Here is a 23,734-nt window from a genome sequence, read left to right as displayed (position 1 = left end):
CCGACATCGATGTCAATCCCAGAACAACAGCAGGATTCCGCCGCCACACCTTTGCGCATTGCATGCATCGGTGGTGGGCCGGGTGGCCTGTTCACCTCAATTGCCCTGGCGCACAGCATCCCCGCCGCGACCGTCGACGTTTTCGAACGAAACCTGGAAAGTGACGTCTTCGGTTTCGGCGTCGTGTTCTCCGACGCGACCCTCGACAACATCGACCGGGTCGATCCGATTCTCAGGGATACGTTGGCCGAGCGCGGCCGGCACTGGGAGAGCATCGCGGTGCACGCTCACGACAACATCACCGCTGCAGGCGGAAATGGCATGTCGGCGGTGCACCGACGAGTTCTTCTCGGCGCGCTCCGGGGTCGCGCCGCCGAATTGGGTGCCAGGCTGCACTATTCGGTCGATACGTCGGTCCTGGCACTCGACGCCACCGGAGACTACGACCTGATCGTTGCGGCAGACGGAACCAACTCGGCATCGCGGGAGTCGTTTTCCGGCGAGCTAGGGCACTCGGTCGAGGAAGCCGCAGTGAAGTTCATCTGGTTCGGAACGACGTACCAGTTCGACGGTCTGACGTTCCTCCACAAGCAGTCCGAGCATGGCAATTTCGCTGTGCACGCATACCCTATCGGTTCGGAACTGAGCACATTCATCGTCGAAACCGACGAAGAGACCTGGCGTAGAGCCGGTCTCGACGGCTTCGACATGACGTTGCCACCCGGGCAGTCGGATCTGGTGACGCAGCGCTACCTCGAAGAACTTTTCGCGGACCAGATCGACGGTGCGAACCTGGTTGCCAACAATTCGCGCTGGTCCAACTTCCGAACTCGCCGGACCGACAGCTGGCACACTCACACCGATCGGGGGACCCCGGTCGTCTTTCTCGGTGACGCAATGCATACCGCCCACTTCTCGGTCGGATCGGGAACGAAGATGGCGATGGAGGACGCAGCGGTTCTCGCGCAAACCGTGGCGGAAGCTTCGTCCGATCTGGACAGCGCCCTCCAGAAGTTCGAACAGATTCGCAAGCCGCAGGTTGCGAAGGTTCAGAATTCCTCTGTTCCGAGTCTCGCTTGGTGGGATCATTTCGGCGAGTACTACCAGGAGTTGGAGCCTTGGCAGTTCGGCTTCCACTTCTTCACTCGGTCCATCTCCGCGGAGAAGACTCGCGTTCGTGACCCCCGTTTCGTCGAGGACGCGGAACGGTCCTGGCACGAGCAGAACGGGGCGGCACCGCTCGAGACTCCGCTGAAAATCGGCGCCGTGGAGTTCCGCTCACGATTGCTGAAACTCGCCCCCGCGAACACCCTGGATTCGGTACGTCTGACGGACGGAATCAGTGTCTCCGACGCGCTGCCTGTGTACTCGGCTTCCGACTCCGACCGCACGAGCCTGGATGCCGACTCGGTGTCGCGCCTCGATTCGCTGTGTGCCGCTGGTGCAGGTGCCGTGATCATCCGTCATGGAACCGAACTCTCGCGTGTACTCGCCGCCGAGTACGTTCGCCTGCATCATCATCTCTCGGCAATCGTCGTCGACCGTGAGACGTCCGTGCGAGCGCGTCGCGCGGTCGACGAACGGGACTGCGCTGCCACTCTCGTTCTGTCCGGACGAGCCGACGCGGTCGCCTTCGAGAAGGGGTCTGTGGACGACACCGCCACCACGACAACGGAGGTCTCGAAGTGACCGTACTGCAGAGCACGCCGACGGCCGAGAACGCCGGCCGCGGCGCAGGGAATCTCGATCCCATGTTTCGCCCGTCCTCCATCGCAGTGTTCGGTGCGTCGACGACACCGGGGAAACTTGGCTCGGTGATGCTCGACGCCATCGGCAGGGGAGGCGACGGGTCCATCGCGACTTTCGGTATCAACCCGCGTGGCGCCGATGACGGCTTTCACACCTCGATCGAGGCAGCCACCGACGCACACGGCGCTCCGATCGACTTGGCCGTGTTGTGTATCCCCGCCGCAGCAACACCGGTTGCGCTGAGGGACGCGGCCGCGTGCGGAGTTCGGGCAGCTCTGATTTGCTCCGGAGGGTTCGCCGAGGCAGGCGAGCAGGGCGTCGAACTTCAGAATCGCCTCGCATCGATCACCGCCGAGACAGGCATTCGCCTTCTGGGGCCGAACACATCCGGCTTCTTTCGCCCACAAGAGACCACGGTTAGTTTCGTTCCGACTGTCGAGCACATCTCCAGCGGCACCGTCGCCGTCGTTGCCGCGAGCGGAGGCATGAATCACGCACTCTCCTTCCTGCTCTCGGAGAGCGGCGTCGGCGTCGGACTCGGGGTCGGACTGGGAAACAGCGTCGATGTCACCAACGTCGATGTGTTGCGATACCTGCAGCACGACGAGTCGATCACGGCAATAGCCCTGCACGTCGAGTCGGTCGAGGATGGACGTGCGTTGCTCTCCGCTATCCGCGACGTGAGTGCCGTCAAGCCGATCGTCGCCATCGTCGTCGGACGAAGCGACGTCTCGGCGTTCTCCGAATCCCACACAGGAGCGCTCGCCACCTCCTGGCGCACCACTCGCGCATTGCTGACCGAGGCAGGGGCCGTGGTCGTCGACGACGAACATCATCTGGTCGACGCCCTGGCGGTCCTGAGTCGAACCCGCCTTCCGGCGTCGGCATCTCCCGGCATCGGCCTGGTGACGGCACAGGCAGGCCCAGGTCTCATGGTTCTCGACGCATTGCTCGGGGGCGGTGCGAACGTTCCGACCCTCGCGGATTCGACGCAGGCATTGCTGTCCGATCTGTTGCCTCCCCTTACCTATCAGGCGAACCCGGTGGACACCGGACGGCCGGCGGACACGTTCGCTGCGGTACTTCGTGCGACGGCGAGCGATCCGCAGGTCGACGCTCTCGCGGTGTACGCGCTGGCGGAGCCCGACGCGATCGACCTGGCTTCGGCAGTGGACGAGTCCGGCGTACACGCGACCTTGCCTGTGGTCCTCGGGATCGGCGGACCAGGTGACGCTGTCTCCTCGGCTACCACGTCGGCAGCGGAGCTCGGTCTGCCAGTTCTCGGCAGCCCGACATCGCTCGCCAACGGTGTTCGTGCACTGGTCGACGATGCAAAAATCCGGCACGGCCGACTCGGAGGGACGTCCTCACGCACTGCGAACGCCCCTGCCCTCGAGCTACCGGTCGACGAAGCAGCAGGCAAAGATTTGTTGGACGCGTTGGGGATTCGGACACCGGACCGGCGTGTGGTCCGTACACGCTCCGATGCACATCGGGCGTTCGACGAACTCGAACAGCCTGTTGCGGTCAAGATCCTCGACGCAACTGTGCTCCACAAGACCGAAATCGGGGGAGTGCACCTGTTCATCCGAACTGAAGCGGAACTCGATACAGCACTCGATGCACTCGATGCGATCGGTGCGCCGGCTTATCTCGTGGAAAGCATGGCTGGTCCCGGCGTCGACCTGTTTCTGGGCGTCCGGCGAGATGCGGTCTTCGGACCCATCGTGGTCGCCGGTCTGGGTGGTACCGCGGCCGAAGCGATCGGCGACGTCGCGATCCGCAGCGGCGATGTCACCTTGGCTGCAGCGACAACCATGCTCGACGATCTCCGAACCTCCGCGCTTCTGCACGGATGGCGTGGTGGTCCGAGCCTGGACCGAGACGAGTTCGGACGGGCTGCAGTAGCTCTTGCAAGCTATCTGGTCGAGCACGAAGAAATAGACGATCTGGAGATAAACCCGCTACGTCTCACCGTGGACGGTTTGATTGCGCTCGACGCCGTGGTTGTCGGATCGTCGCGCACTGCTACTGAAGGAGTTCGGTGATGAGTACCAGGGCGGCACTGACCATCGACGGCGTGGTGCCGTGGCCCGAGGACGTGGCCGAGCACTACCGGGCAGCGGGTTACTGGCAGGGACGCTCGCTCGGATCCTACGTAGCCGAGCGAGTGCACTCTGCCCCCGATGCCGAGGCACTCGTCGACGGTTCGACCAGGTTGACCTACCGTGGACTGTGGGACAAAGCAGCGGGGTTCGCACAGAACCTGCTCGATCTGGGCATCGAACCCGCCGACCGAATTGTGCTTCAGCTCCCCAATTCATGGGAGTTCGTCGCCCTCACACTGGGGTGTTTTCGGATCGGTGTCGTGCCGGTGATGGCTCTGCCCGCACACCGACGTCACGAACTGACGCATCTCGCTGCCTTGTCGGAGGCAGTTGCCATCGTGGTGGCTGATACCGACAAGGACACCGATCTGCGAACGACCGCGCAGGAGGTGGCGGCGGAAGTACCGACCGTCAAGACCGTCCTGGTTCACGGAGAGCTCTCTGCCGGCTCCACAGCGACCCCGGAACACAGTCTTGCCGAGGCCGCAGAGACAGTCCCCACATTCGACGAGAAAGAGTACGAGCCTACGGGTGAGGATGTGGCATGTTTTCTCCTGTCCGGAGGCACAACCGGTCTCCCCAAGCTCATCGTTCGGACCCACGACGACTATGCGTACAACATCATCCGATGCAACGCAGTAACCGAAATTACCTCGGACAGTGTGTATCTGGGTGCGCTACCGAGCAGCCACAACTTTCCCCTCGCGTGCCCCGGAATCCTTGGAACGCTGTTCGCGGGTGGTCGGACGGTGATGCTGCCGTCGGCCCGTCCCGACCGGGCGCTCGCAGCGATCGACAGCGAGGCCGTCACGGTAGCGACCGTTGTCCCTGCCGTGGCTCAGTCCTGGATCGAGCATCAACGTGAGCATCACACCCTGACGGGCTCGAGTCTGAAAGTACTTCAGGTCGGTGGTTCGAGAATGCCGGACGAACTGGCGGCGCGGGTCGAACCGGTGCTCGGTGCGCGTCTGCAGCAGGTGTTCGGCATGGCCGAAGGTCTGATCAACATGACACGATTGGACGACGACCTGGAGGTCATCACCAACACTCAAGGGCGGCCGGTCAGCGAGGCCGACGAGATCTCTGTCGTCGACGAGCAGGGAGAACCGGTGGAGGACGGCGTACCCGGCGCGCTCCTGACCCGAGGCCCGTACACGCCGCGTGGGTACTTCCGCGCACCCGAGCACAATGCCCGGGCATTCACCCCGGACGGGTGGTACGGCAGCGGTGACATCGTGGTGAGGAGACCGGACGGCAACCTGATCGTCGCCGGCCGCGACAAGGACATGATCAACCGCGGTGGCGAGAAGATCTCCGCGGAGGAGATCGAGAACTTCGCCTACCAGGTCGACGGCATCGAGATGGCGGCCGCCGTCGCGATGCCGGACCCGAAACTCGGCGAGAGACTGTGTCTCTACGTATCCGTCACCCCCGGGAAGGGGGTCGAGCTCGACGATGTGATCCGTGTGATGAACGCAGCGGGCGTCGCGCGGTTCAAGCTGCCCGAGAAGTTGATCGTCGTCGACGCCATTCCCACCACCAAAGTAGGAAAGCTGGACAAGAAAGCGATGCGGGACGATATACGCGCTCGCCTCGCTGCAGACCAGGAGGGAAACCGATGAACGACACCGACGTACAGCCCGAAGATCCGGCACTCGATCAGCTCTACCGGGATTTCGAGACCGAGAATCTCATGCCCCTGTGGACTCAACTCGGTGATCTCATGCCCATGACGCCGAAGTCCAAAGCGATTCCCTACGTGTGGAAGTGGTCGAACCTGTACCCGCTTGCGCAGCGCGCAGGCGACCTCGTGCCGGTCGGACGCGGTGGGGAACGTCGAGCCATAGCTCTGGCGAATCCAGGACTGTCGGGCGTTCCGTACATAACCCCGACGTTGTGGGCGGCCATTCAGTATCTGGGGCCCAAAGAAGTTGCGCCCGAGCATCGTCACGCACAGAACGCGTTCCGCTTCGTCGTGGAGGGGGAGGGAGTCTGGACCGTCGTGAACGGCGACCCGGTAGCCATGCGGCGAGGTGACTTCCTGCTCACCCCCGGTTGGAACTTCCACGGCCACCACAACGAGACCGACCAGCCCATGGCCTGGATCGACGGGCTCGACATCCCGTTCGTTCATTACACGGACACCGGATTCTTCGAGTTCGGGTCCGAGAACGTCACCGACGACTCGACCCCCGATATCTCGCGTTCGGAGCGTTTGTGGGCCCATCCGGGTCTTCGTCCGCTCGTCGGGCTGGATGCCAAGTCGAGCTCACCGATCGCGGCATATCGTTGGGAGTACACCGATGCGGCGCTGAAGGCGCAACTCGATCTCGAAGACGAGGGTTTCGCAGCCACAACGGAACCCGGTCACGCGGCCGTTCGCTACACCAATCCGACGACAGGTGGGGACGTCATGCCGACGATTCGCGCCGAATTCCATCGTTTGAGGGAAGGCGCTCATACCCGACCGCGCCGCGATGTCGGCTCCACCGTCTACCAAGTTTTCGAGGGCAGTGGTCGCTTCGTGCTGAACGGCGACAGCAAGCCGGTCGATACCGGTGACATGATCGTCGTTCCCTCATGGACCGAGTGGTCGATCGAAGCGGACACCCAATTCGACCTGTTCGCCTTCTCGGATGCGCCGATCGTCGAGAAGCTCCATTTTGCACGCACTATTGTCTCCGAAGGAGCCTGAACCGAAATGAAACTCGCCACGCTACGCCGAAACGGCACCACGGTCGCGGTACGTGTCGACAACGACACGTCGGCAACTGTCATCGACGGGTACGTCGATCTGACTGCGCTTCTGGAGGACTCGAACTGGCGCAGCGTCGCGGAGGCGGCGGCAGGCGAGCAGGTGAGCTTGTCCGATGCCGACTATGCACCCGTTGTTCCGCGTCCGGGCAAGATCGTCTGTGTCGGGTTGAACTACGCCAACCACATCAAGGAGATGGGGCGTGACCTCCCCGAGTTTCCGACGCTGTTCACGAAGTTCCGGGAGGCCTTGACCGGGCCGTACGACGACGTCATCGTGCCCGCTTACGCAGCGGCGCAGCTCGATTGGGAAGGCGAACTGGCGTTCGTCGTAGGCAAGCAGGCATATCAGGTATCCGAGGCGGATGCGCACGAGTACATTGCCGGCTATTCGGTCATGAACGACTACACGATGCGTGACTATCAGTACCGCACCTTGCAGTGGGATCAGGGAAAGACGTTCGAGAAGACCAGCGGATTCGGGCCGTTTCTGACTACAACGGATTCGTACGTGTTCGGCGGAAAGCTCGAAACAACACTCGATGGGCAGACGATGCAGACCACCACGACCGACGATCTGGTGTTCGACCCGGCGAAACTGGTCGAGTACATCTCTCACATTGTTACTTTGCAGCCGGGCGATGTCGTCATCACCGGCACACCGGGCGGCGTGGGACACGCCCGCAAGCCCGGGGTTTACATCCAGGACGGTCAGACCGTCGAGGTGTCGATCGAGGGCTTGGGCTCCGTTCGCAACAAGACCATCGTCAAGTAGAGCGTTCGACGTGAGTTTTCACGAATCCAGCATCGAGGATCGGCTTCTCGTCGTTCGCCGGGGAACGTCCTACTTCGCGCAACGGCTGTCGGAACTGACCGACGCCGAGCTCGACGAGCCGACGCTGTTGTCCGGTTGGACGAGGCGGCACCTCGTGGCACATGTCGGATACAACGCCGCTGCGCTGTGTCGCCTGATGGATTGGGCGGCGTCCGGTATCGAGACGCCGATGTACGAATCGACCGAGCAGCGTGGGCGGGAAATCGACGAAGGGGCAACTCTGTCTCCGGCCGCGATACGAAATCTGTTCGACCACACCGTCGCTCGTCTCGACGAGAAGTGGAGAAACCTCCCGGTCTCGGCGTGGGATGCCGAGGTCCGGACTGCGCAGGGACGAACTGTGCCCTCCTCGGAGACGATATGGATGCGCACGCGCGAGGTGTGGATCCATGCTGTGGACCTCGGCAACGGTGGGCGGTTCGCGGACTTCCCCGAGATTGTCGACGAAGGGTTGCTCTCCGACATCGTCGGGATGTGGCGCAAGAAGGGGGAGGGCGGTGGGCTGGCGTTGTCGGTCGACGGGGACGAACGGGTCGAGGTAGCGCCCGGCTCTGCGGTCACCACGACTGTTCGCGGTTCGCTGCCGGCTGTCACCAGGTGGGCGGCAGGGCGCGGAGCGATCGCGGTATCGATCGTCGGAGAGGACGTCGAACCACCTCGGTGGCTGTGAGGGTCTTTCGTCAGTCGGTCCCCGACGAGTCGGCAATGGTGGAGCCGAGCCACGCGCGCTCGGCCCTGCTCGTCTCGCGCGCGATCAGCAGGATGCCCTGCCGGTAGACGTCGGCGACATCTTCCGCCTGGAGCGTGCGTTCGCCCTCGTAGAAGAAACTTGCAGGCTGTTCCAAGAACTCGAGCCGGCGCCGGAGCACATCGTGCTGATCCTCGGTTTCGGGAAGCAAGGACAGGAACGTCAGCACCACGATGAACCGTGAGAAGTCGGAGATCTCGCCTGGGGCAGGATTTCGAAGACGTTCGAGGAGCTCGTTGTGCCCTGTGGCAGTGATGGTCAGGACATAACGTGCCGGGCCGGCGCCTGGCTCGGCTTTGCGTTCCAACAGACCGTCGCGCTCCATGCGTTTGATCGCCGGATACAGGGTTCCGTCGCTCACCGGCCGCGCGTATCCGGTCAACTGGATCACGCGTCGTTTGAGCTCGTAGCCATGGAGGGGGCCCTCGGACAAGAAACCGAGGATGGTCAGTTCCAACATCGGACCATTGTGACAGAAGTACCTCGATTCGAGGTGTATCTCGAAACGAGGTACCCTGGTCCGGTTGGCCGGTCGTGCCTCGACGGGGCGAAACCAGCCGACCCATCTATCTCCTCCTCTCTAAGGGCTCCGATGACTACCACTTTCGACCTCGAGAACACAGCGCTCGTCCTCGTGGATCTTCAGAACGACAACGTCCACGCGGATGGTGCATACGCATCGTTCGGCGCAGCCGACCACGCCAAGCATCAGAACCTCGAGGCGCACGTACGAGAATTGCTCACCTTCGCGCGAGCGCAGTCCATGCCGGTAATTCACAACCACATCGTGTCCCTGCCCGGACGCCCGTTCGGCGGGAGCAATGCTCCGATCTTCAAGCTGATCGGTCCGGACTCGCTGAAGTTGGGTTCGTGGGGTGCGCAGGCGCTGGACGGAACCGAAGCCCGTGAAGACGAGCCGGTCCTGATCCGCAACCGTATGAGCGCTTTCAACGGCACCATGCTCGACACGCTGCTTCGCAATCTGGGAATCAAGGATGTTCTCGTGGCGGGTGTGTGGACCAACATGGCTGTCGAGCACACCGTGCGCGACGCGGCCGACCATGGCTACCGTCCTATTCTCGTGACCGATGCCACCTCGAGCCTCAGCGAAGAATGGCAGCATGCGGCGGAGAACTTCGCACTCACGAACATTGCCGAGTTCGCGACCACCGCAGAGGTTGTCGCGCAGACCACAACGGCATGATCGCCGCGTGGTACGACTCGCAAGGTCCGGCAGCTGACGTACTCGAGTTCGGAACACTGCCGACACCCGAGCCAGGGCAGGGGGAGGTCCGCGTTCGCTTGGACTTCTCCTCGGTGAACCCGGGGGATACGAAGAAGCGTCGTGGATGGCTCGGATCCGCCATGCCGTATCCCAGAGTCGTGCCACACAGCGACGGTGCAGGCGTCGTCGACGCTGTCGGTCCTGGAGTCGCACAGTCTCGTGTGGGTCAGCGTGTCTGGGTGTTCGGTGCCCAGTCCTATCGCGCGTTCGGTACAGCTGCCCAGTTCACCGTCGTTCCGGAGTGGCAGGCGGTCGTTCTACCGGACTCCGTCGCTGCCGAAGTGGGAGCGTGCCTCGGAATTCCCGGGATCACAGCGCACCGGGCCGTGTTCGGCGACGGATGTATCGAAGGTCGGACGGTCGTCGTTCAGGGGGCGCTCGGTGGCGTCGGGTCCATGGCGGCTCAGCTCGCGAAGTGGAAGGGCGCGACGGTGATCGGAACGGTGCGAACCTCCGCTGATCTGGATCGGGCGCGGGCTTCGGGACTGGATCTCGCGGTTGCTCTGGACGATCCCGATGTGGTGTCCCAGGTACGCGACTTCGCACGGGACGGTGTGGACCGAATCGTGGAAGTTGCGTTCTCCGACAACATAGAATTCGACGCTGCGATCGCCCGGAACAACACGACGATCGCAGCGTACGGAACCCGAGACGGTCGGCCTGATTTTCCGTTCTGGCCCATGCTGTTCGACAACGTCACGATCCGGCTCCTCGGCAGCGACGACTTCTCGCAGGAAGCCAGGACGAGTGCCGCCGTCGATCTCATGGAGGCTGCGCAGGGTGGTGCGCTGGCGATCTCGATCGGTGATCCGTTGCCATTGGACCGAATAGCCGAGGCGCACGATGACGTCGATTCCGGAACGCGGCACAGAGTCGTCCTGAAGTTGCCGACCTGATGGGGGATCGGTATCGAACGATCAATCGGGTGCTCCGTCCTCCCCGGCAACGACCAGAACCTCGAACAGGCCGATTTCGGGCAGTGTGATCGTGAGCTGACCGCGGTTCGTCGTGGAACGTTCGGCCACGAGTGAAAGACCTGCGACGAGGGCACGCACTTCACCTGTTGCGCCCACATCGAGAGTGAGGCGATGACCTGCTCCGATTGTCACCGGATCTCCGAAAGACTGCCCACGCTGGCCGGTGAGGTTGCGAAGGTGAATCACGAGTCCTTGGTCGGAGCGGCCGAGTACCACCTCCACCTGAGATGGCAGGTCTGTTTCTATGTCGACGTTCTCACCGAGTAGATCGAGTGCGGCGGACGCGATCACATCGCCGATAGCGCCGAGTCCCACATCTCGATAGGCCCGACCCGGTGTCCACGGCAACGTGATCGTTCGGCCCCTCCCATAGGCAAATTCCAAGCGGGCAGGGAAGTCCAGTGGGATGTGGCCGTAGCATTTTTCGGGGGGTCCGTACGGTGCACGCGACAGTACCGACAGAGCGGACTGCGTCCCGTCCTTCGCTTCGACGACATGAAACTCCCCCAGAATAGGTAGGCTGGACCAGGTGTCGGTGGAGTTGTCGCCGACCAGCGCGGACGACCAGGTCGTTTCCGGGGTGCTCATCGTGGCCGTGCGTACCGCCACGCCGCTCGAATCGAACTGGCTGTGGTCGTCGTCCAGACCGGTGTCTCCGGTCATGAGCAGCGTCCCGCCTCGATCCACCCAATCGTCGAGCTTCCGCGTTGTGTCGAGGTCCATGCGCCCGAGGCCAGGCAGGACGAGCAGCGAATATCGATCGAGTGCGCCTGACGAGGCGAGCTCCCCGAGACGATTCTCCGGAAGTGCGTCGAACGGCACGTGGCGTTCGAGAAGTGCAAGCCACGTGCCCCGAAACTCCTCGGTTGCGTTCGCGCGGGAGCTGGCTGTCGACGACTCCTTGAGGGCGTCCGGACGGACGACTGCGGTTCGTGCGGAGGGCCGAAGTCCTCGATACACATCTTGATGCTCCCGGTGGAACCGCGTGATGCGAGCCCCTGCAGCCAGAGCAGCGTAGTCGAACTCGTCCGGCACGCCCATGATGTACGTCGACGGTATGGCGCCCCGTGCTGCCGCCTGCAGAAGGTACTGTTCGAACTGGCGGGGTTCTTCGCTGACCAAACGATAGGGCATGTCCAGAAAGGCAACCGAATTCACCAGGACGGGGACATCCGGGCGGTAGCTTCGAGACACGCTCACGTACTCGGATGTGTTGTGTGGCCAGAGCGTTCGCCCCACCTCGTTGTTCGCCTCGTGGAACACGATATCGGCGGTTTCGCCGAGGACGAGGGGCGCGTCGGGCCGCCGTGCGGAGATGAAGTCACGAACCCGTCCGAGTAGTGCTTCGAGCGCATCGTACGACAATTTCTGCCATAGAACGTAGTTCGGTGATTCCGGTCCGTCCGGAAGGGCTCCACCCAAGGCCGGTTCGAAAGCGATTCGGCACGACATGCAGTGGCATACACCCCGGTACCGCTTCTCGTAGTCGATCTCGTTGTAGCTGATCCAGTTGAAGAAGAATCCGTCGATCTCGTAGCGATCCAGGACTTCGCTCAGTACTTCGAACACTTTCTCCTGGTAATACTGCCCGCTCGGGCACGCACTGGTCAGGCCATTGTATGTCTGGCGCGACCCAGCGGGATCGATGTAACACCAGTCGGGGTGTTGTTCAGCGACTCTGCGTGCAACTTTGGAGAAGTCCATCCGCGCGAGCACTCGAACGCCACGGCGGCTCGCCGCGGACACCGCATCGCCGACCAGATCGCCGGTCTCACGTTCCGCCAGTGCTGGATTCACGCTCTGATGCGTGAGTGTAGACGGATAGTTCGAAATGATGCCACCGACGCTGAGCAGCCAGGCGTCTGCACCGTAATCCACAATCCTGTCGAGCGTTCTTTCGACATCCAAGCCGGCATCGATTTCGCGAATATTGGTCTGAAACATGCGGAACGGGGATTTCCACCACAGTTGATCGCGGTGTGGTCCGGCAGTCGTGGATTGCGACACTGCGGACCCGGGCGGTCGGAGTAGGGTGTCTCGAACTTTCACGTCGATTGATCCTTGTCGATTGTTGTTTCGAAGTACGAAGCGTCAGCGTTCGCTCATGCCGTTGAGTTCGAGTGCCAGCCCGTACAGAGCGGAATGGTCGAGATCTGCTCCGCCCCGTGACTTGACGGCTGCGACGAGCGAGGCCATCAGACTGGTCGCCGGAAGTGAAAGACCCCGATCTCGCACGGCATCTCCGACGATCCCGAGGTCTTTGTCATGCAATGTAATTCGAAATCCCGGTGTGAAAACTCCCTCGAGCATTGCATCTTTCTTGCGTTCGATCACGGTGCTCCCGGCGAGTCCGCCGGCGAGCACGTCGAGTGCTCGGCGCAGGTCGGTGCCATGTGCACGTAGGAAGACCAATGCCTCGGCCAGCATCTGGATGTGGCCTGCCACCATCAGTTGGTTTGCGGCCTTCACGACTTGCCCCGACCCGGCGTCGCCGACGTGTATCACGGTTGTGCCCATCGCATCGAGTACTGGCCGAACGTCGTCCAAAGTTTTCTCTTCTCCGCCGACCATGATGGACAGGTTGCCCTGGACCGCGCCTGCCTCGCCCCCGCTCACCGGTGCGTCGAGGCAACGGATGCCTGCGCGAGAAGCCTCCTGATGCACGCTCTCGGCTTCGCTCGGTGAAATGGTGCTGTGGTCCACGAGAACAGCACCCTCGCGCATGGCGTCCAGCACTTCGGGCAGAATTCCCAGCACAGCCGGACCATCGGGAAGCATGGTGATCACCACATCCGCGTCGGTGCACGCCAGCCGGACGGAATCGACCACGACGGCTCCTGTGCCGGATGCCCGATCACGCCCCTGGGTCGACCGCGCGAAGATTCGTACTTCGTGGCCGGCGGACACCAGATTCGCGGCCATCGGCTTGCCCATGACGCCTGGCCCTACGAAACCGATCACTGTCATCGAAAGACTCCATCGTCGCTTGAGTGTTGTAGAACACACTCAACAGTGACAGCTTATGTATGTCAAGCATTCCTGTCTGACAATATTTCCGGTTGCAATTCAGGGCCGAGCAAGCGAACGGATGCGGGCGTAGCGCCGCTCGCCGCTTCCGGTTTCTACCTGCGATCGCGACGCTGTCGCGTTCAGTCGGACTTGCGCTCCGAGTCCTGTGCCGCGTCACGCATACTCGACAGGATGCGTAGGCGGGCGCCATCGAGGTGCATCTGCATTCGCCGGCGGGCGAGATCCGAGTCTCCGATTTCGATTGCTTCGATGATGCCTGCGTGTTCTGCGGCGATGGTGCCGGCAGACGTCGCCTTGTGTGCGGACTGCAGTCCCATGGTCATCTGTAACTCGCCGAGAATGAGATCGTGGGCGCGCAGAAGTCGATGGCTACCTGCCTGGCGAACGACAAGGGCATGGAAGTCGACGTCCGCCGCCACCTGGTCTTGGAAGTTGCCGGCTTCGGCTGCCGACTCGATCGCCCCCTGGGTTCTCAGGATCTCTTGTAGCGGTATCCTTTTCACAGCCAATTCGGTCACGGCTGCGCTCTCGAGGAGGGAGCGGACGAAGAACAGATCTTCGATGTCCTCGCTGTCGAGGATGGGTACGACCGCGGTCTTGTGGGCCGAACGCTTCAGTAGGCCGACGACTATGAGCCTCTCGAGGCAAGCCTTGGCGGTGGGACGCGCGACGTCGTACTCGGTTGCGATGCGATTTTCGGTGACTTTCTCACCTTGCGCGATGTCGCCGTTGACGATCCGAGTGCGCATGGAGGAGTACAAGGCGTCGACCAGCGACGCGGTAGCTAGGGGGATGGCAGTCGGACTCACGGCTCCATGTTGACACAACATGTCAAGGACGAACATATGTATGGTGAGTAACCCTGTCTTACAATCCGAAGTGAGGGCAAATGGAGTATCGCGGACATCCTCTGAGTGCGAACATCTCGATCATGTTCACCGAACACGCCTATCTCGAGCGTTTCGCTGCTGCGCGGGATGCGGGTTTCGACGCGGTGGAGAGTTGGTGGCCCTTCGTCGACGCGGTGCCCGATCGGGGGGAAGTCGACAAGGTGCTGTCTGCGGTCGACTCGGCGGGCGTCCGCTTGGCAGCTCTCAATTTCTGGGCCGGCGACATGGCGGCGGGGGAGCGCGGAATGGCCGTTCATCGGGATCGGCACGAGGAGCTTCGAGCCAACATCGAACTCGTTGCAGAGATCGGCGAGGCGACCGGGTGTCGATCTTTCAACCTGCTGTACGGGCAACCGGTCGAAGGATCGAACGAGTCCGAGAGTCGAAAGGGTGCGGCCGAGTTGTACCGCGACGCGGCGGGTGTTCTCGAATCGATCGACGGAACGGTTCTGCTCGAGGCATTGGCACACGATCTCAACGGCAGTTACCCGATTCGTTCGCTCAGCGATGCCATCGACTTTGCGGATTTGGTCGGCGATCCGCGGGTTCTGCTGCTGTTCGACACGTTTCACCTAGGCCACAACGGCGAGGATATCGTCGAGGCAGCTGCAGGCGCGGCGTCGCGGATCGGACACGTCCAGGTCGCTGACGACCCGGGGAGGGGCGAGCCGGGCAGTGGAAACCTGCCTATTGCGGCATGTCTGGACGCGCTCGCCGAGCGTGGGTACACCGGGCGGGTGGGTGCCGAGTACAAACCGTCAACCTCGCGCACGATCGACTCGTTCGGTTGGATCGGCGATTCCGGGCGTCGATAACGTCGACTGCGCCATGGTCAGGGCCCCGATCGCACTGCGGTCGGGGCCCTGATCATGTGTGCGTCCACTCACTCGCGCCGAATTCCGTTGCGCTGTGGTTCCTCTCGCTGACGACGCTGCGTGGATCATCCTCGGACTGCCCGCTCATTCAGATGCATTACTTGTTGACTTGTCTGACAAAAAACCTCTATGGTGTGAATCACAGACTGATCAGTGAGTGGATCAAGTCACACTCCCATAGAGGTGCTCAATGTCAATACGGAAAATCGCACTCGCCGTCGCCTGTGCCGTGGCCTTGGCGGCGTGCGGCGCACCGGACCGAACCGGCGGGGATTCCGACGACTCGCGTCTGACTGTCGGGGTTACCGCCGAGTCCGGCTCGTTCGATCCGACAGGTCTGAAAAGTAGTCCTGGCACAGCGGTGCAGTTCTGGGCGCCTGTATACGACACGCTCTTGCTGAGAGCTCCCGACGGCGAGATCGTTCCGAACATGGCGGACTTCTCCTACGACGACACGTCGACGATTCTGACTCTCACTCTACGAGAGGGACTCTTGTTTGCCGACGGCACGCCGATCACCGGCGCGAGCGTCGTCCAGAGCATGGACAGATTTCGCAACGGTGGTGGCCCCGACGCGGTCTACCTCGCGGACGTCGACTCCATCGAGGCTCCGACCGATCTCGAGGTCGTGTTGACGATGACAGAGCCGGATCCCGGCCTCGTGTACGCGTTGTCGTCTGCAGCGGGCGCGGTCGCCAATCCGGCGGAGTTCGGAAACCCCAATCTGGCTCTGGAACCTGCAGAATCGGGTGCATACACCCTGGATGCAGCGCGGACCGTTGTCGGAGTCGAATACACCTACGTGAGAAACCCGTCGTACTGGAACCCCGAAGCGTGGCCCTACGACGAAATCGTGCTCAAGATCTTGCTCGACCCGACGGCGAGGATCAACGCACTGCGATCAGGGCAGGTCGATGCCACTGTCATCGACGCCCAGTCCACCGCTGAAATGGAGACGCTCGGCTTCGACGTCACCCTCCAGTCCTCCTCGTGGGAGGGGCTTTTGTTGCTCGACAGAGGAGGAGACGTGTCTCCTGCGCTGGCCGATCCGCGGGTGCGACAAGCGATCAACATGTCGTTCAATCGAAGCGAGATCGCGCAATACCTGATGCTCGATACGGTCGAACCGAACAGCCAGGTGTTTCAAGAGACTGCGTCTGCCTACGTCGACGGTTCTGAGTACACGTATGACCCCGACCGGGCCCGTGCACTGATGGCCGAGGCCGGGTATGCAGACGGATTCAGGCTCACGATGCCGTCGGTGGGTGTCATTTCGTACCTCGAGCCGGTGATCAGAGATTCGTTGTCCCAGATAGGTATCTCCGCTCGATTCGATGCTGTCCCGGCCGATCAGGTGAACAGCCTTCTCTACGAGCGCAGCTATGCGGCGTCCCCGTATCGGTTCACCCAGGACGCACCTTGGATGGATTTCACCCGTCATGTCTTCCCGGATGCACCGATGAATCCATTCGGCACCGAGACTCCTGAGCTCGATGCACTTCTGGACGCAGTACGTTTCGCAAAACCGGACGAGCGCGAGACTGCTGAAGAGGAAGTCGGCCGTTACCTGTTCGACAACGCCTGGTACGCGCCGCTGTACAACTCATCGATGCTCATCGGGCATATCGGCTCTGTCGACGTCGTGCCTCAGACGGGGCTCAATATTCTGCCGATTCAAAACTACGGGCGCTCCGCCCGATGACGACCATCACTCAGTCAGGGGTTTGCACATGCTCTCCTTCGTAGCGCGACGAATTGCGACGGGAGTAGCTCTCGTCCTCATCGTCACCGCAATTACCTTCGCGATGGTGTTCGCAAGTGGCTCGAACATCGCAGCGAACATCCTCGGCGAGAATGCGACCGCCGACCAGATTGCCGCCAAACAATCAGAACTCGGGCTCGACCGGGCCCTCCCGATTCAGTATTTCGACTGGCTCACCTCGGCACTTGGGGGTGACCTCGGAAGCAGCTACTTCACGGGGGAACAGGTGTGGGGAGCGCTCGCTACCCGCGTCCCCGTGACCGTGTCCCTCGTGGTGTTCGCGATGTTGCTCATTGTCATCGTCAGCGTGGCTGCCGGAGTGTTGGCGGCGCGCCGTGGTGGGAAGGTCGACAGCGCAGTACAAATGGTGTCGGTAGTCGGCTTTGCGTTGCCCAGCTATTGGATTGCGCTCGTGTTGGTACTTCTTATCGCCATCCCGATGCCGAAGGTTTTTCCTCCCACCGGTTATGTCCCGCTGAGTGAGTCGGTGTGGGGATGGTTGGGTACAGCCACGCTGCCGGCGCTTGCGCTCGCAATCGGCGGAATCGGTGCCGTTTCTCAGCAGATCCGCGGATCCATGCTCGACGTGCTGCGTCTGGATTACATTCGCACACTTCGCAGCCGAGGTATTTCGCCGCGCTCGATCTTCTATCGGCATGCTCTGCGCAATGCTGCGGGCCCGGCCCTGACTGTTCTGTCTCTGCAGCTGATCGGAATGCTCGGTGGCGTCATCATCATCGAAAGAGTCTTCGCACTACCCGGTATCGGAGTTCTGGCCAGTAGCGCCGCCCTCCGAGGTGACATTCCGGTAGTCATGGGCACCGTTGCTTTCACGGTTCTCGTAGTGGTGTTCGTCAATCTGTTGGTCGACATCCTGCAGGGTGTCCTGAATCCGAAGGTTCGCATCGATGTCTGACAACCCGGCAGTCTTGCCTCCGACAAGCGCGGAGCCCAGCGCGCCGAAGCCCGGGGTCATGCGTGACCTTGCACGACGGCCGGTCGCCGTTGGATCGGCAGTCGTTCTTCTCGTAGTTGTTCTCGTCGCGATTTTCGCGCCACTGATGGCGCCCTTCGATCCGGACGGAACGCAGCTACGACTCACCAACTCGCTTCCGAGTGCCGAATATCTGCTCGGCGGTGATCGCAGTGGGCGGGACATTCTGAGTCGGTTGTTGTACTCGGCTCGAGCGACTGTGATGGCCGCTGTGATTGCGACGACCGTTGCCGTAGTCCTCGGTGTGGTCACAGGTCTACTGGCCGGATACTACGGACGCGCAGCTGACTGGATCGGATCCTGGATCGCGAACGTACTCATCGCGGTCCCTGGAATCATCGTCCTCATCACGCTGTACGCGACGGTCGGATCCAATCAGCGTGTTGCCATGGTCGCACTCGGGATCTTGTTGGCTCCCAACTTCTTCAGGCTGGTACGCGCACTGACGATGTCGGTGCGTAAGGAGTACTACGTCGATGCTGCACGCGTATCAGGCCTCAGTGACCTGCGAATTGTCTCCAGGCACGTTCTGTACTCGGTGCGGGGCCCGATCGTGGTGCAGGCAGCGTTCGCGGCAGGAGTGGCGATTTCTCTTCAGGCCGGCCTCGAGTTTCTGGGCTTGGGTGATGCGGGTGCACCGAGCTGGGGTGGGATGCTCCTCGAAGCATTCACGAACATCTATCGCGCACCACTTCAACTTGTATGGCCGGGAATTGCACTTGCCGTCGTGGTGTCGGCCTTGGTCATGTTGGGCAACAGCATTCGAGACACACTCGAAGGCAGCAAGACGCGAGTCCCGTCAGCCGAGGGACATTCCAAGCTGTCGGTGAACATCTCGAAGTCGACCGGAGACGAGCCGGTCATGACCCTCGAGGGTCTCGTGGTCGAGTACCGCACTGTCACTGGATGGAAGCGGGTTGTGCACGACGCCTCGTTGAGCGTCTCCAAGGGAGAAGTGCTCGGCTTGATCGGCGAGTCGGGATCCGGGAAGTCTCAGACGGCGTTCGCGATTCTGGACCTGCTGCCGGCAGGAGCCCGGATTGCCGGCGGAACCCTTGATCTGCGACTGCGCTCGGAGCCCCGGTCGCAGGATCGCGCGTCGGTCCTGGGGCGGTCGGTGGCGTATATCGCCCAGGAGCCGCGTAGTAACCTCGACCCCTCCTTCACCGTCGGTCAGCAATTGGTCGAAGGCATCAGGGCGAGTTCGGATCGCTCACGAGCGGATGCGAAAACGTATGCGCTCGAATTACTCGATCGTGTCGGAATAGTCGATCCTCGAAAAACATTCGATGCGTATCCCCATGAGATATCGGGTGGCATGGCGCAACGAGTCCTGATCGCGGGAGCGATCGCTCCGGAGCCGGAACTACTGATCGCCGACGAGCCGACTACAGCTCTGGACGTCACGGTTCAGGCAGAGATCCTCGAGCTCTTGCGACAGCTGCAGGAGGAGCGGGGCATGGCGATCGTGTTGGTGACTCACAATTTCGGCGTGGTGGCCGATCTGTGCGACCGGGTTGCGGTCATGGACGCGGGAGTGATCGTCGAGGAGGGCGTGACGCAGACCGTGTTCGACGCGCCGCAACACCCCAAGACGCGTGCGCTGCTGGACGCAATTCTCGACGCCGACGTAGTACGTCAGATGGACAATCAGACAGGAGCCACGCTGTGAGTTTGCTGGAAATCGATGGGCTCCAGATCAGCTACGGGCGTGGCCGTAGAGCCACGGAGATCGTGCACGGCGTCGACCTGTCGGTTCGTGCAGGTGAGACGCTGGGGTTGGTGGGCGAGTCGGGTTCGGGGAAGACGACCATCGGTCGGGCGGTACTGGGCCTTGTTCCATCTTCGGGTGGAACTGTCTCGGTGGAAGGCAAACTGGTTCGAGCCTCGATGAACGCGCGTGCACGTCGAGAGCACGCCAAGTCGGTGCAGGTGATCTTTCAAGACCCCTACACTTCGCTCAGTCCGTCTCTGACGATCGCGGACACGTTGGCTGAACCGTTGATTGCCCAGGGTCTTCAACGCCGCGAAGCGGCGACCCGCGTGAGCGACCTGCTCGACAGCGTCTGCCTGCCGAAGGACTCGGGGGGCAGGTTGCCGCGTGAGTTCAGCGGCGGGCAACGTCAACGAGTCGCAATTGCGCGTGCGCTGGCGCTGAGACCGAAGCTCATCGTCTGCGACGAACCGGTGTCGGCGCTCGATCTCACGACGCAGGCCGTGATTCTCGAGTTGCTGATCGACATTCAACGACGAACCGGCGTCGGTTATCTGTTCATCTCGCACGATCTTGCAGTCGTCCGCCACATCAGCCACCGCGTCGCGGTGATGTATCGGGGAAACATCGTCGAGCAGGGCGACACGCGGGCGGTTACCGAACGGCCCCAACATGACTACACGTCCCGACTGCTCCTTGCTTCGCCTGTTGCCGACCCTCAGACTCAGCGCCGTCGGCGGACGGCGTGGCTCGACCGAGGACGCCAGTCGAAAGCACAGTCGACAGCTGTCGGTTCCGCGACGTGAGAGTCTCGCCGGCTCGGAATCCGGCCATCAGGCTTCAGAAATACAACCAGGAGGAATCTTGAGCATCACTGCTGCGGGTCGTGAGACAACGAGCGAGGAAGCCCGGATGTGGTACCGCCGTGCTCGTCGGTGGACCCAACTTACTTTCGTCGAAGACGATCCTCTGCACTTCGATCGGGAATTCTGGGTGGACGTCATGACTCGGACGCGATCGACCGGCGCGTGCATAAGTGCAGGCGGTTACGTTGCGTACTACCCGTCGAAGATTCCGTTTCATTACACGAGCAAGTTTCTCGGCGACATGGACCTGTTCGGCATGGTGAACGAGGATGCACGACGTCTGGACATGAATGTCATGGCCCGTATAGACCCGCACGCTGTGCATGCGGACGCGGCCGAAGCGCATCCTGAATGGATCGCCCGGGACGAAGAGGGAAATGCCATGGAGCACTGGGCATACCCTGACATCTGGCTGACGTGTCCTTTCAGCACCTACTACAGCGAATTCATTGTCGATATCACCCGCGAGATCGTGCGGGAGTACGACGTCGATGCAGTCTTTGCAAACCGGTGGGAGGGAAGTTCGTCGATCTCGTACAGTGAGGGGGCTCGCAAGCTCTACTTCGACGCGACGGGAAATCAGCTGCCCGTCGGCGCGGATCGAAGTACACGGGCATGGGCAGAATACTTCGCGTGGCGCTCGGACCAACTCAGTCGGCAAATCGTCGCGTGGGACGAGGCGACCCGAAGCGTGAATCCTCGTAGTAGTTTCATTCCTAACCGTGGTGCTCGGATGGTTCGGGATCTGAACTCGGAGTTGGTGAAAGGAATGTACCCGGCATTCTTCATCGACAAGCAGGGTAGGTCTCCGAGAGAGGCAATCTGGGCCGCCGGCCGAGTGGGTAAGCGCGCTCGCGGAGTCTTTCCGGATCGACCCGTGAGCCTGATCAGCTCTGTGGGACCGGAGAATCATCAACACCGTTGGAAGGACTCGGTCGCCTCCGGTGCGGAATTGCAGGCTTGGATCGTCGACGGATTCGTTCACGGGGCGACCCCGTGGTTCACGAAGTTCAACGCACGAGTGCCGGACGCACGGTGGGTCGAACCCATTGCCCATGCGTTCGGACTACACGAGAAGGCCGAGGCGTTGTACGGCACGAAGACGCCGACCGCGCGGGTCGCGATCTTCGACGCGATCACGCCTGCCGGTGCCGACTCACCCACCGGTGGCTACATGAGCGAGGATTCGTCCGAAGACGGCCTGTGCCAGGCATTGTTGGAGGCCCGCATCCCGTTCGAATACATCGACGGAGATGCGCTGACGGACCGTCGCATTCACCAGTTCACGGTAGTCGTGGTGCCCGGCAGCGTTGACCTGTCGGTGGATCACATAGCGGTACTAGGCGACTTCCTGGACGCCGGCGGGCGCCTGCTGGCGGACTCCGAAGCAGTACTCGACAGTGATGGAACCGCGAACGGTCTCGCTGGATTGCTCGGTGTGCGAGTCACCGGTGACATTCGACTTGGGGTGCAGAACAATTACGCCGCCATCGTCGATCCGACTCACCCTTCGGCGACGGCATTCGCAGGGACGGAAAGGATTCTGGGCGGGACATCGATCGTTCCGGTGGAGGCAGAGTCGTGGACGTCGGTGCCGTTCCGCTTCATTCCCGATTTTCCAGATCTCCCGATGGAGGAGGTGTATCCGCGAGAAGCGCCACGAGATCCAGCAGTAGTGCTCGGTGAGCACGACAACGGCGGCCGGACTGCGTTCGTGGCGTTCGACCTTCCTGCTCTGTTCTGGGAGGCACTGCAAGTGGACCACGGGGAACTCATCGGTGGTCTGGTTCGATGGCTGCTCGACGGTGACGAACCGGTGACTGTGGTCGGACAGGGTTTGGTGGACATTGCTGTTCGATCGTCCGACGAAGGCGTTGCGGTGTCCATCGTGAACCTGGACAACCCGAAAGCCATGCGAGGACAGTTGCGTTCTTCGACACCGATCGGAACTCAGACAATCTCGATTGCGCTTCCTGCCGATACTTCAACCGCGTCGGTCAGAACATTGACAGAGCCCGGGTTCACGTCTGTCGACGCAGTTGACGGCCGGGTCACCTTCGACGTGCCCGGAGTCGATCTGCTGGAGGTCGTCGAAGTCGCGTGGACGAGTCCGCTCGTGCGAGGAGCCTTGGCGGGTGTCGAGTCATGACTGCGGTGTTCGTCTCGTGCACCGGCGAGGTGGAGGCGAGAGTTCGTGCCGTCGCAGGTGACGCGCCGGTGGAGTTCGTCGACGTGGCGGCAGATATCAGCTCGCCGCCCGATCAGGTCGAAGCGATCGTGAACGTGGTCGAACCGTTGGAATTTCATCTGTTTCCTCGACTCGACTGGGTGCACACCGCTACCGCGGGTGTCGACGGATTCGACATCGGATCGCTGAACTCGCGCGGTGTCACCGTGACGTCGGCTGCGGGAAACGGTGGTGTCGCGCTCGCCGAGCATTCGATGATGCTCATGATGATGTTGAACCGAGATTGCACGAGATGGATTCGAGCACAACAAGAGCGAAGCTGGGACCGTTTCCTGCACGGAGAACTGGCCGGTCGAACTGTCGTGGTGATCGGAATGGGCGCAGCAGGTAAGGAACTCGCGCGGCGAGCGGCTGCATTCGACATGACGGTCGTAGGAGTGACACGGAGTCCGCACGATTCGATTCCGTACGTGACGCGCCTCGAAACGTCGGATCGTCTCGCTTCTGTGGTCGCCGATGCGGACTTCCTCGTGGTCGCAGCGCCGGCTACTCCGGCGACAGCGGGATTGGTCGACGCTACTGTTCTGGATTCGTTACCGGCACACGCGTTCGTCATCTGTGTCTCCAGAGGTGGAATCATCGATGAAGACGCCCTCGTCAGCAGGTTGTCGGACGGCCGGCTCGCTGGGGCGGGTCTGGATGCGCACCGCGTGGAACCTCTGCCGGTCGACTCTCCGCTGTGGCTCATGCCGAATGTAATCGTCACTCCACACAACGGAGCTACCTCGGACGGGACAGTGCGGCGAGGTATCGAGATCTTGGTCGACAACGCCACGCGCTATTTCTCCGGAGAGAAGCTTCGCAACATCGTGGATGCAGGCAAGGGGTACTGACTCACGCTTGCGGTAGGGCTGTGACGGCTGGACGAGAATAGCGGGCCAGTGCGATTGTATTCGCAC

19 protein-coding genes are annotated in these 23,734 nt (G+C 61.9%); 15 read left to right on the top strand and 4 right to left on the bottom strand.

Annotated features, from left to right (window positions below):
* Positions 1 to 9 precede the first annotated feature (9 nt).
* From CH293_RS06195 to CH293_RS06170, 6 genes are read left to right on the top strand one after another with little or no spacing between them, the layout of a single operon-like run.
* A complete protein-coding gene (locus tag CH293_RS06195) occupies positions 10 to 1,689 on the top strand; it encodes an FAD-dependent monooxygenase (RefSeq protein WP_094719672.1) in 1,680 nt (559 codons plus the stop codon).
* On the top strand, positions 1,686 to 3,797 hold the full coding sequence (locus CH293_RS06190; RefSeq protein ID WP_255122713.1) for an acetate--CoA ligase family protein: 2,112 nt from the start codon (positions 1,686 to 1,688) through the stop codon (positions 3,795 to 3,797). The genes CH293_RS06195 and CH293_RS06190 overlap by 4 nt, the downstream gene beginning before the upstream one ends.
* Positions 3,797 to 5,479, top strand: a complete 1,683-nt coding sequence (locus tag CH293_RS06185; RefSeq protein ID WP_094719671.1) for a (2,3-dihydroxybenzoyl)adenylate synthase — start codon at positions 3,797 to 3,799, stop codon at positions 5,477 to 5,479. The genes CH293_RS06190 and CH293_RS06185 overlap by 1 nt, the downstream gene beginning before the upstream one ends.
* Positions 5,476 to 6,552, top strand: a complete 1,077-nt coding sequence (locus CH293_RS06180; RefSeq protein ID WP_037112950.1) for a cupin domain-containing protein — start codon at positions 5,476 to 5,478, stop codon at positions 6,550 to 6,552. Before CH293_RS06185 ends, CH293_RS06180 begins: the two co-directional genes overlap by 4 nt.
* 6 nt (positions 6,553 to 6,558) lie before the next feature.
* Complete coding sequence (locus tag CH293_RS06175) at positions 6,559 to 7,386, top strand: fumarylacetoacetate hydrolase family protein (RefSeq protein WP_094719670.1); 828 nt, start codon at positions 6,559 to 6,561, stop codon at positions 7,384 to 7,386.
* A 10-nt stretch (positions 7,387 to 7,396) separates the two neighbouring features.
* On the top strand, positions 7,397 to 8,116 hold the full coding sequence (locus CH293_RS06170; protein ID WP_094719669.1) for a maleylpyruvate isomerase family mycothiol-dependent enzyme: 720 nt from the start codon (positions 7,397 to 7,399) through the stop codon (positions 8,114 to 8,116).
* A gap of 10 nt (positions 8,117 to 8,126) precedes the next feature.
* On the opposite strand, the gene CH293_RS06165 is transcribed toward CH293_RS06170, so the two are convergent.
* The gene (locus tag CH293_RS06165) at positions 8,127 to 8,654 is read right to left on the bottom strand and encodes a PadR family transcriptional regulator (protein ID WP_094719668.1); all 528 of its coding nucleotides are present in this window, start codon (positions 8,652 to 8,654) and stop codon (positions 8,127 to 8,129) included.
* 132 nt (positions 8,655 to 8,786) lie between these two features.
* Here CH293_RS06165 and CH293_RS06160 point away from each other — a divergent pair, with 132 nt between their 5' ends.
* Together CH293_RS06160 and CH293_RS06155 are read left to right on the top strand one after the other, a co-directional pair.
* Positions 8,787 to 9,398 (top strand): cysteine hydrolase family protein, encoded by a 612-nt coding sequence (locus CH293_RS06160; protein ID WP_094719667.1) that lies wholly within the window; start codon positions 8,787 to 8,789, stop codon positions 9,396 to 9,398.
* A complete protein-coding gene (locus CH293_RS06155) occupies positions 9,395 to 10,375 on the top strand; it encodes an NADPH:quinone reductase (protein WP_094719666.1) in 981 nt (326 codons plus the stop codon). Before CH293_RS06160 ends, CH293_RS06155 begins: the two co-directional genes overlap by 4 nt.
* Before the next feature lie 21 nt (positions 10,376 to 10,396).
* Here the strand turns inward: CH293_RS06155 and CH293_RS06150 are convergent, their stop codons facing one another.
* From CH293_RS06150 to CH293_RS06140, 3 genes are all read right to left on the bottom strand, one after another.
* Entirely contained in the window at positions 10,397 to 12,400 is a 2,004-nt protein-coding gene (locus CH293_RS06150) for an alpha-amylase family protein (protein WP_094719679.1), read from the bottom strand.
* Between the two features lie 147 nt (positions 12,401 to 12,547).
* Complete coding sequence (locus tag CH293_RS06145; protein ID WP_094719665.1) at positions 12,548 to 13,423, bottom strand: NAD(P)-dependent oxidoreductase; 876 nt, start codon at positions 13,421 to 13,423, stop codon at positions 12,548 to 12,550.
* 182 nt (positions 13,424 to 13,605) lie between these two features.
* A complete protein-coding gene (locus tag CH293_RS06140; RefSeq protein ID WP_217900745.1) occupies positions 13,606 to 14,295 on the bottom strand; it encodes a GntR family transcriptional regulator in 690 nt (229 codons plus the stop codon).
* Positions 14,296 to 14,417: 122 nt separating this feature from the next.
* Here CH293_RS06140 and CH293_RS06135 point away from each other — a divergent pair, with 122 nt between their 5' ends.
* From CH293_RS06135 to CH293_RS06105, 7 genes are all read left to right on the top strand, one after another.
* Complete coding sequence (locus tag CH293_RS06135) at positions 14,418 to 15,191, top strand: hydroxypyruvate isomerase family protein (protein WP_217900744.1); 774 nt, start codon at positions 14,418 to 14,420, stop codon at positions 15,189 to 15,191.
* 250 nt (positions 15,192 to 15,441) lie between these two features.
* Positions 15,442 to 16,953: an ABC transporter substrate-binding protein gene (locus CH293_RS06130; RefSeq protein ID WP_037112961.1), complete on the top strand. Its 1,512-nt coding sequence runs from the start codon at positions 15,442 to 15,444 to the stop codon at positions 16,951 to 16,953.
* Positions 16,954 to 16,981: 28 nt separating this feature from the next.
* Positions 16,982 to 17,929, top strand: a complete 948-nt coding sequence (locus CH293_RS06125; RefSeq protein ID WP_037112963.1) for an ABC transporter permease — start codon at positions 16,982 to 16,984, stop codon at positions 17,927 to 17,929.
* Complete coding sequence (locus CH293_RS06120) at positions 17,922 to 19,679, top strand: dipeptide/oligopeptide/nickel ABC transporter permease/ATP-binding protein (protein ID WP_094719663.1); 1,758 nt, start codon at positions 17,922 to 17,924, stop codon at positions 19,677 to 19,679. The genes CH293_RS06125 and CH293_RS06120 overlap by 8 nt, the downstream gene beginning before the upstream one ends.
* On the top strand, positions 19,676 to 20,527 hold the full coding sequence (locus CH293_RS06115; RefSeq protein WP_094719662.1) for an ATP-binding cassette domain-containing protein: 852 nt from the start codon (positions 19,676 to 19,678) through the stop codon (positions 20,525 to 20,527). The genes CH293_RS06120 and CH293_RS06115 overlap by 4 nt, the downstream gene beginning before the upstream one ends.
* A 58-nt stretch (positions 20,528 to 20,585) precedes the next feature.
* The gene (locus CH293_RS06110) at positions 20,586 to 22,736 is read left to right on the top strand and encodes a family 10 glycosylhydrolase (RefSeq protein WP_176459926.1); all 2,151 of its coding nucleotides are present in this window, start codon (positions 20,586 to 20,588) and stop codon (positions 22,734 to 22,736) included.
* On the top strand, positions 22,733 to 23,668 hold the full coding sequence (locus CH293_RS06105; protein ID WP_094719660.1) for a D-2-hydroxyacid dehydrogenase: 936 nt from the start codon (positions 22,733 to 22,735) through the stop codon (positions 23,666 to 23,668). Before CH293_RS06110 ends, CH293_RS06105 begins: the two co-directional genes overlap by 4 nt.
* The last annotated feature ends 66 nt before the right edge of the window (positions 23,669 to 23,734 follow it).

It is taken from the genome of Rhodococcus sp. 14-2470-1b (assembly GCF_002259415.1).
Classification (GTDB): domain Bacteria; phylum Actinomycetota; class Actinomycetes; order Mycobacteriales; family Mycobacteriaceae; genus Rhodococcoides.
Note: the sequence above shows the minus strand (reverse complement) of the source record. Positions and strands in the feature narration are given on the sequence as shown.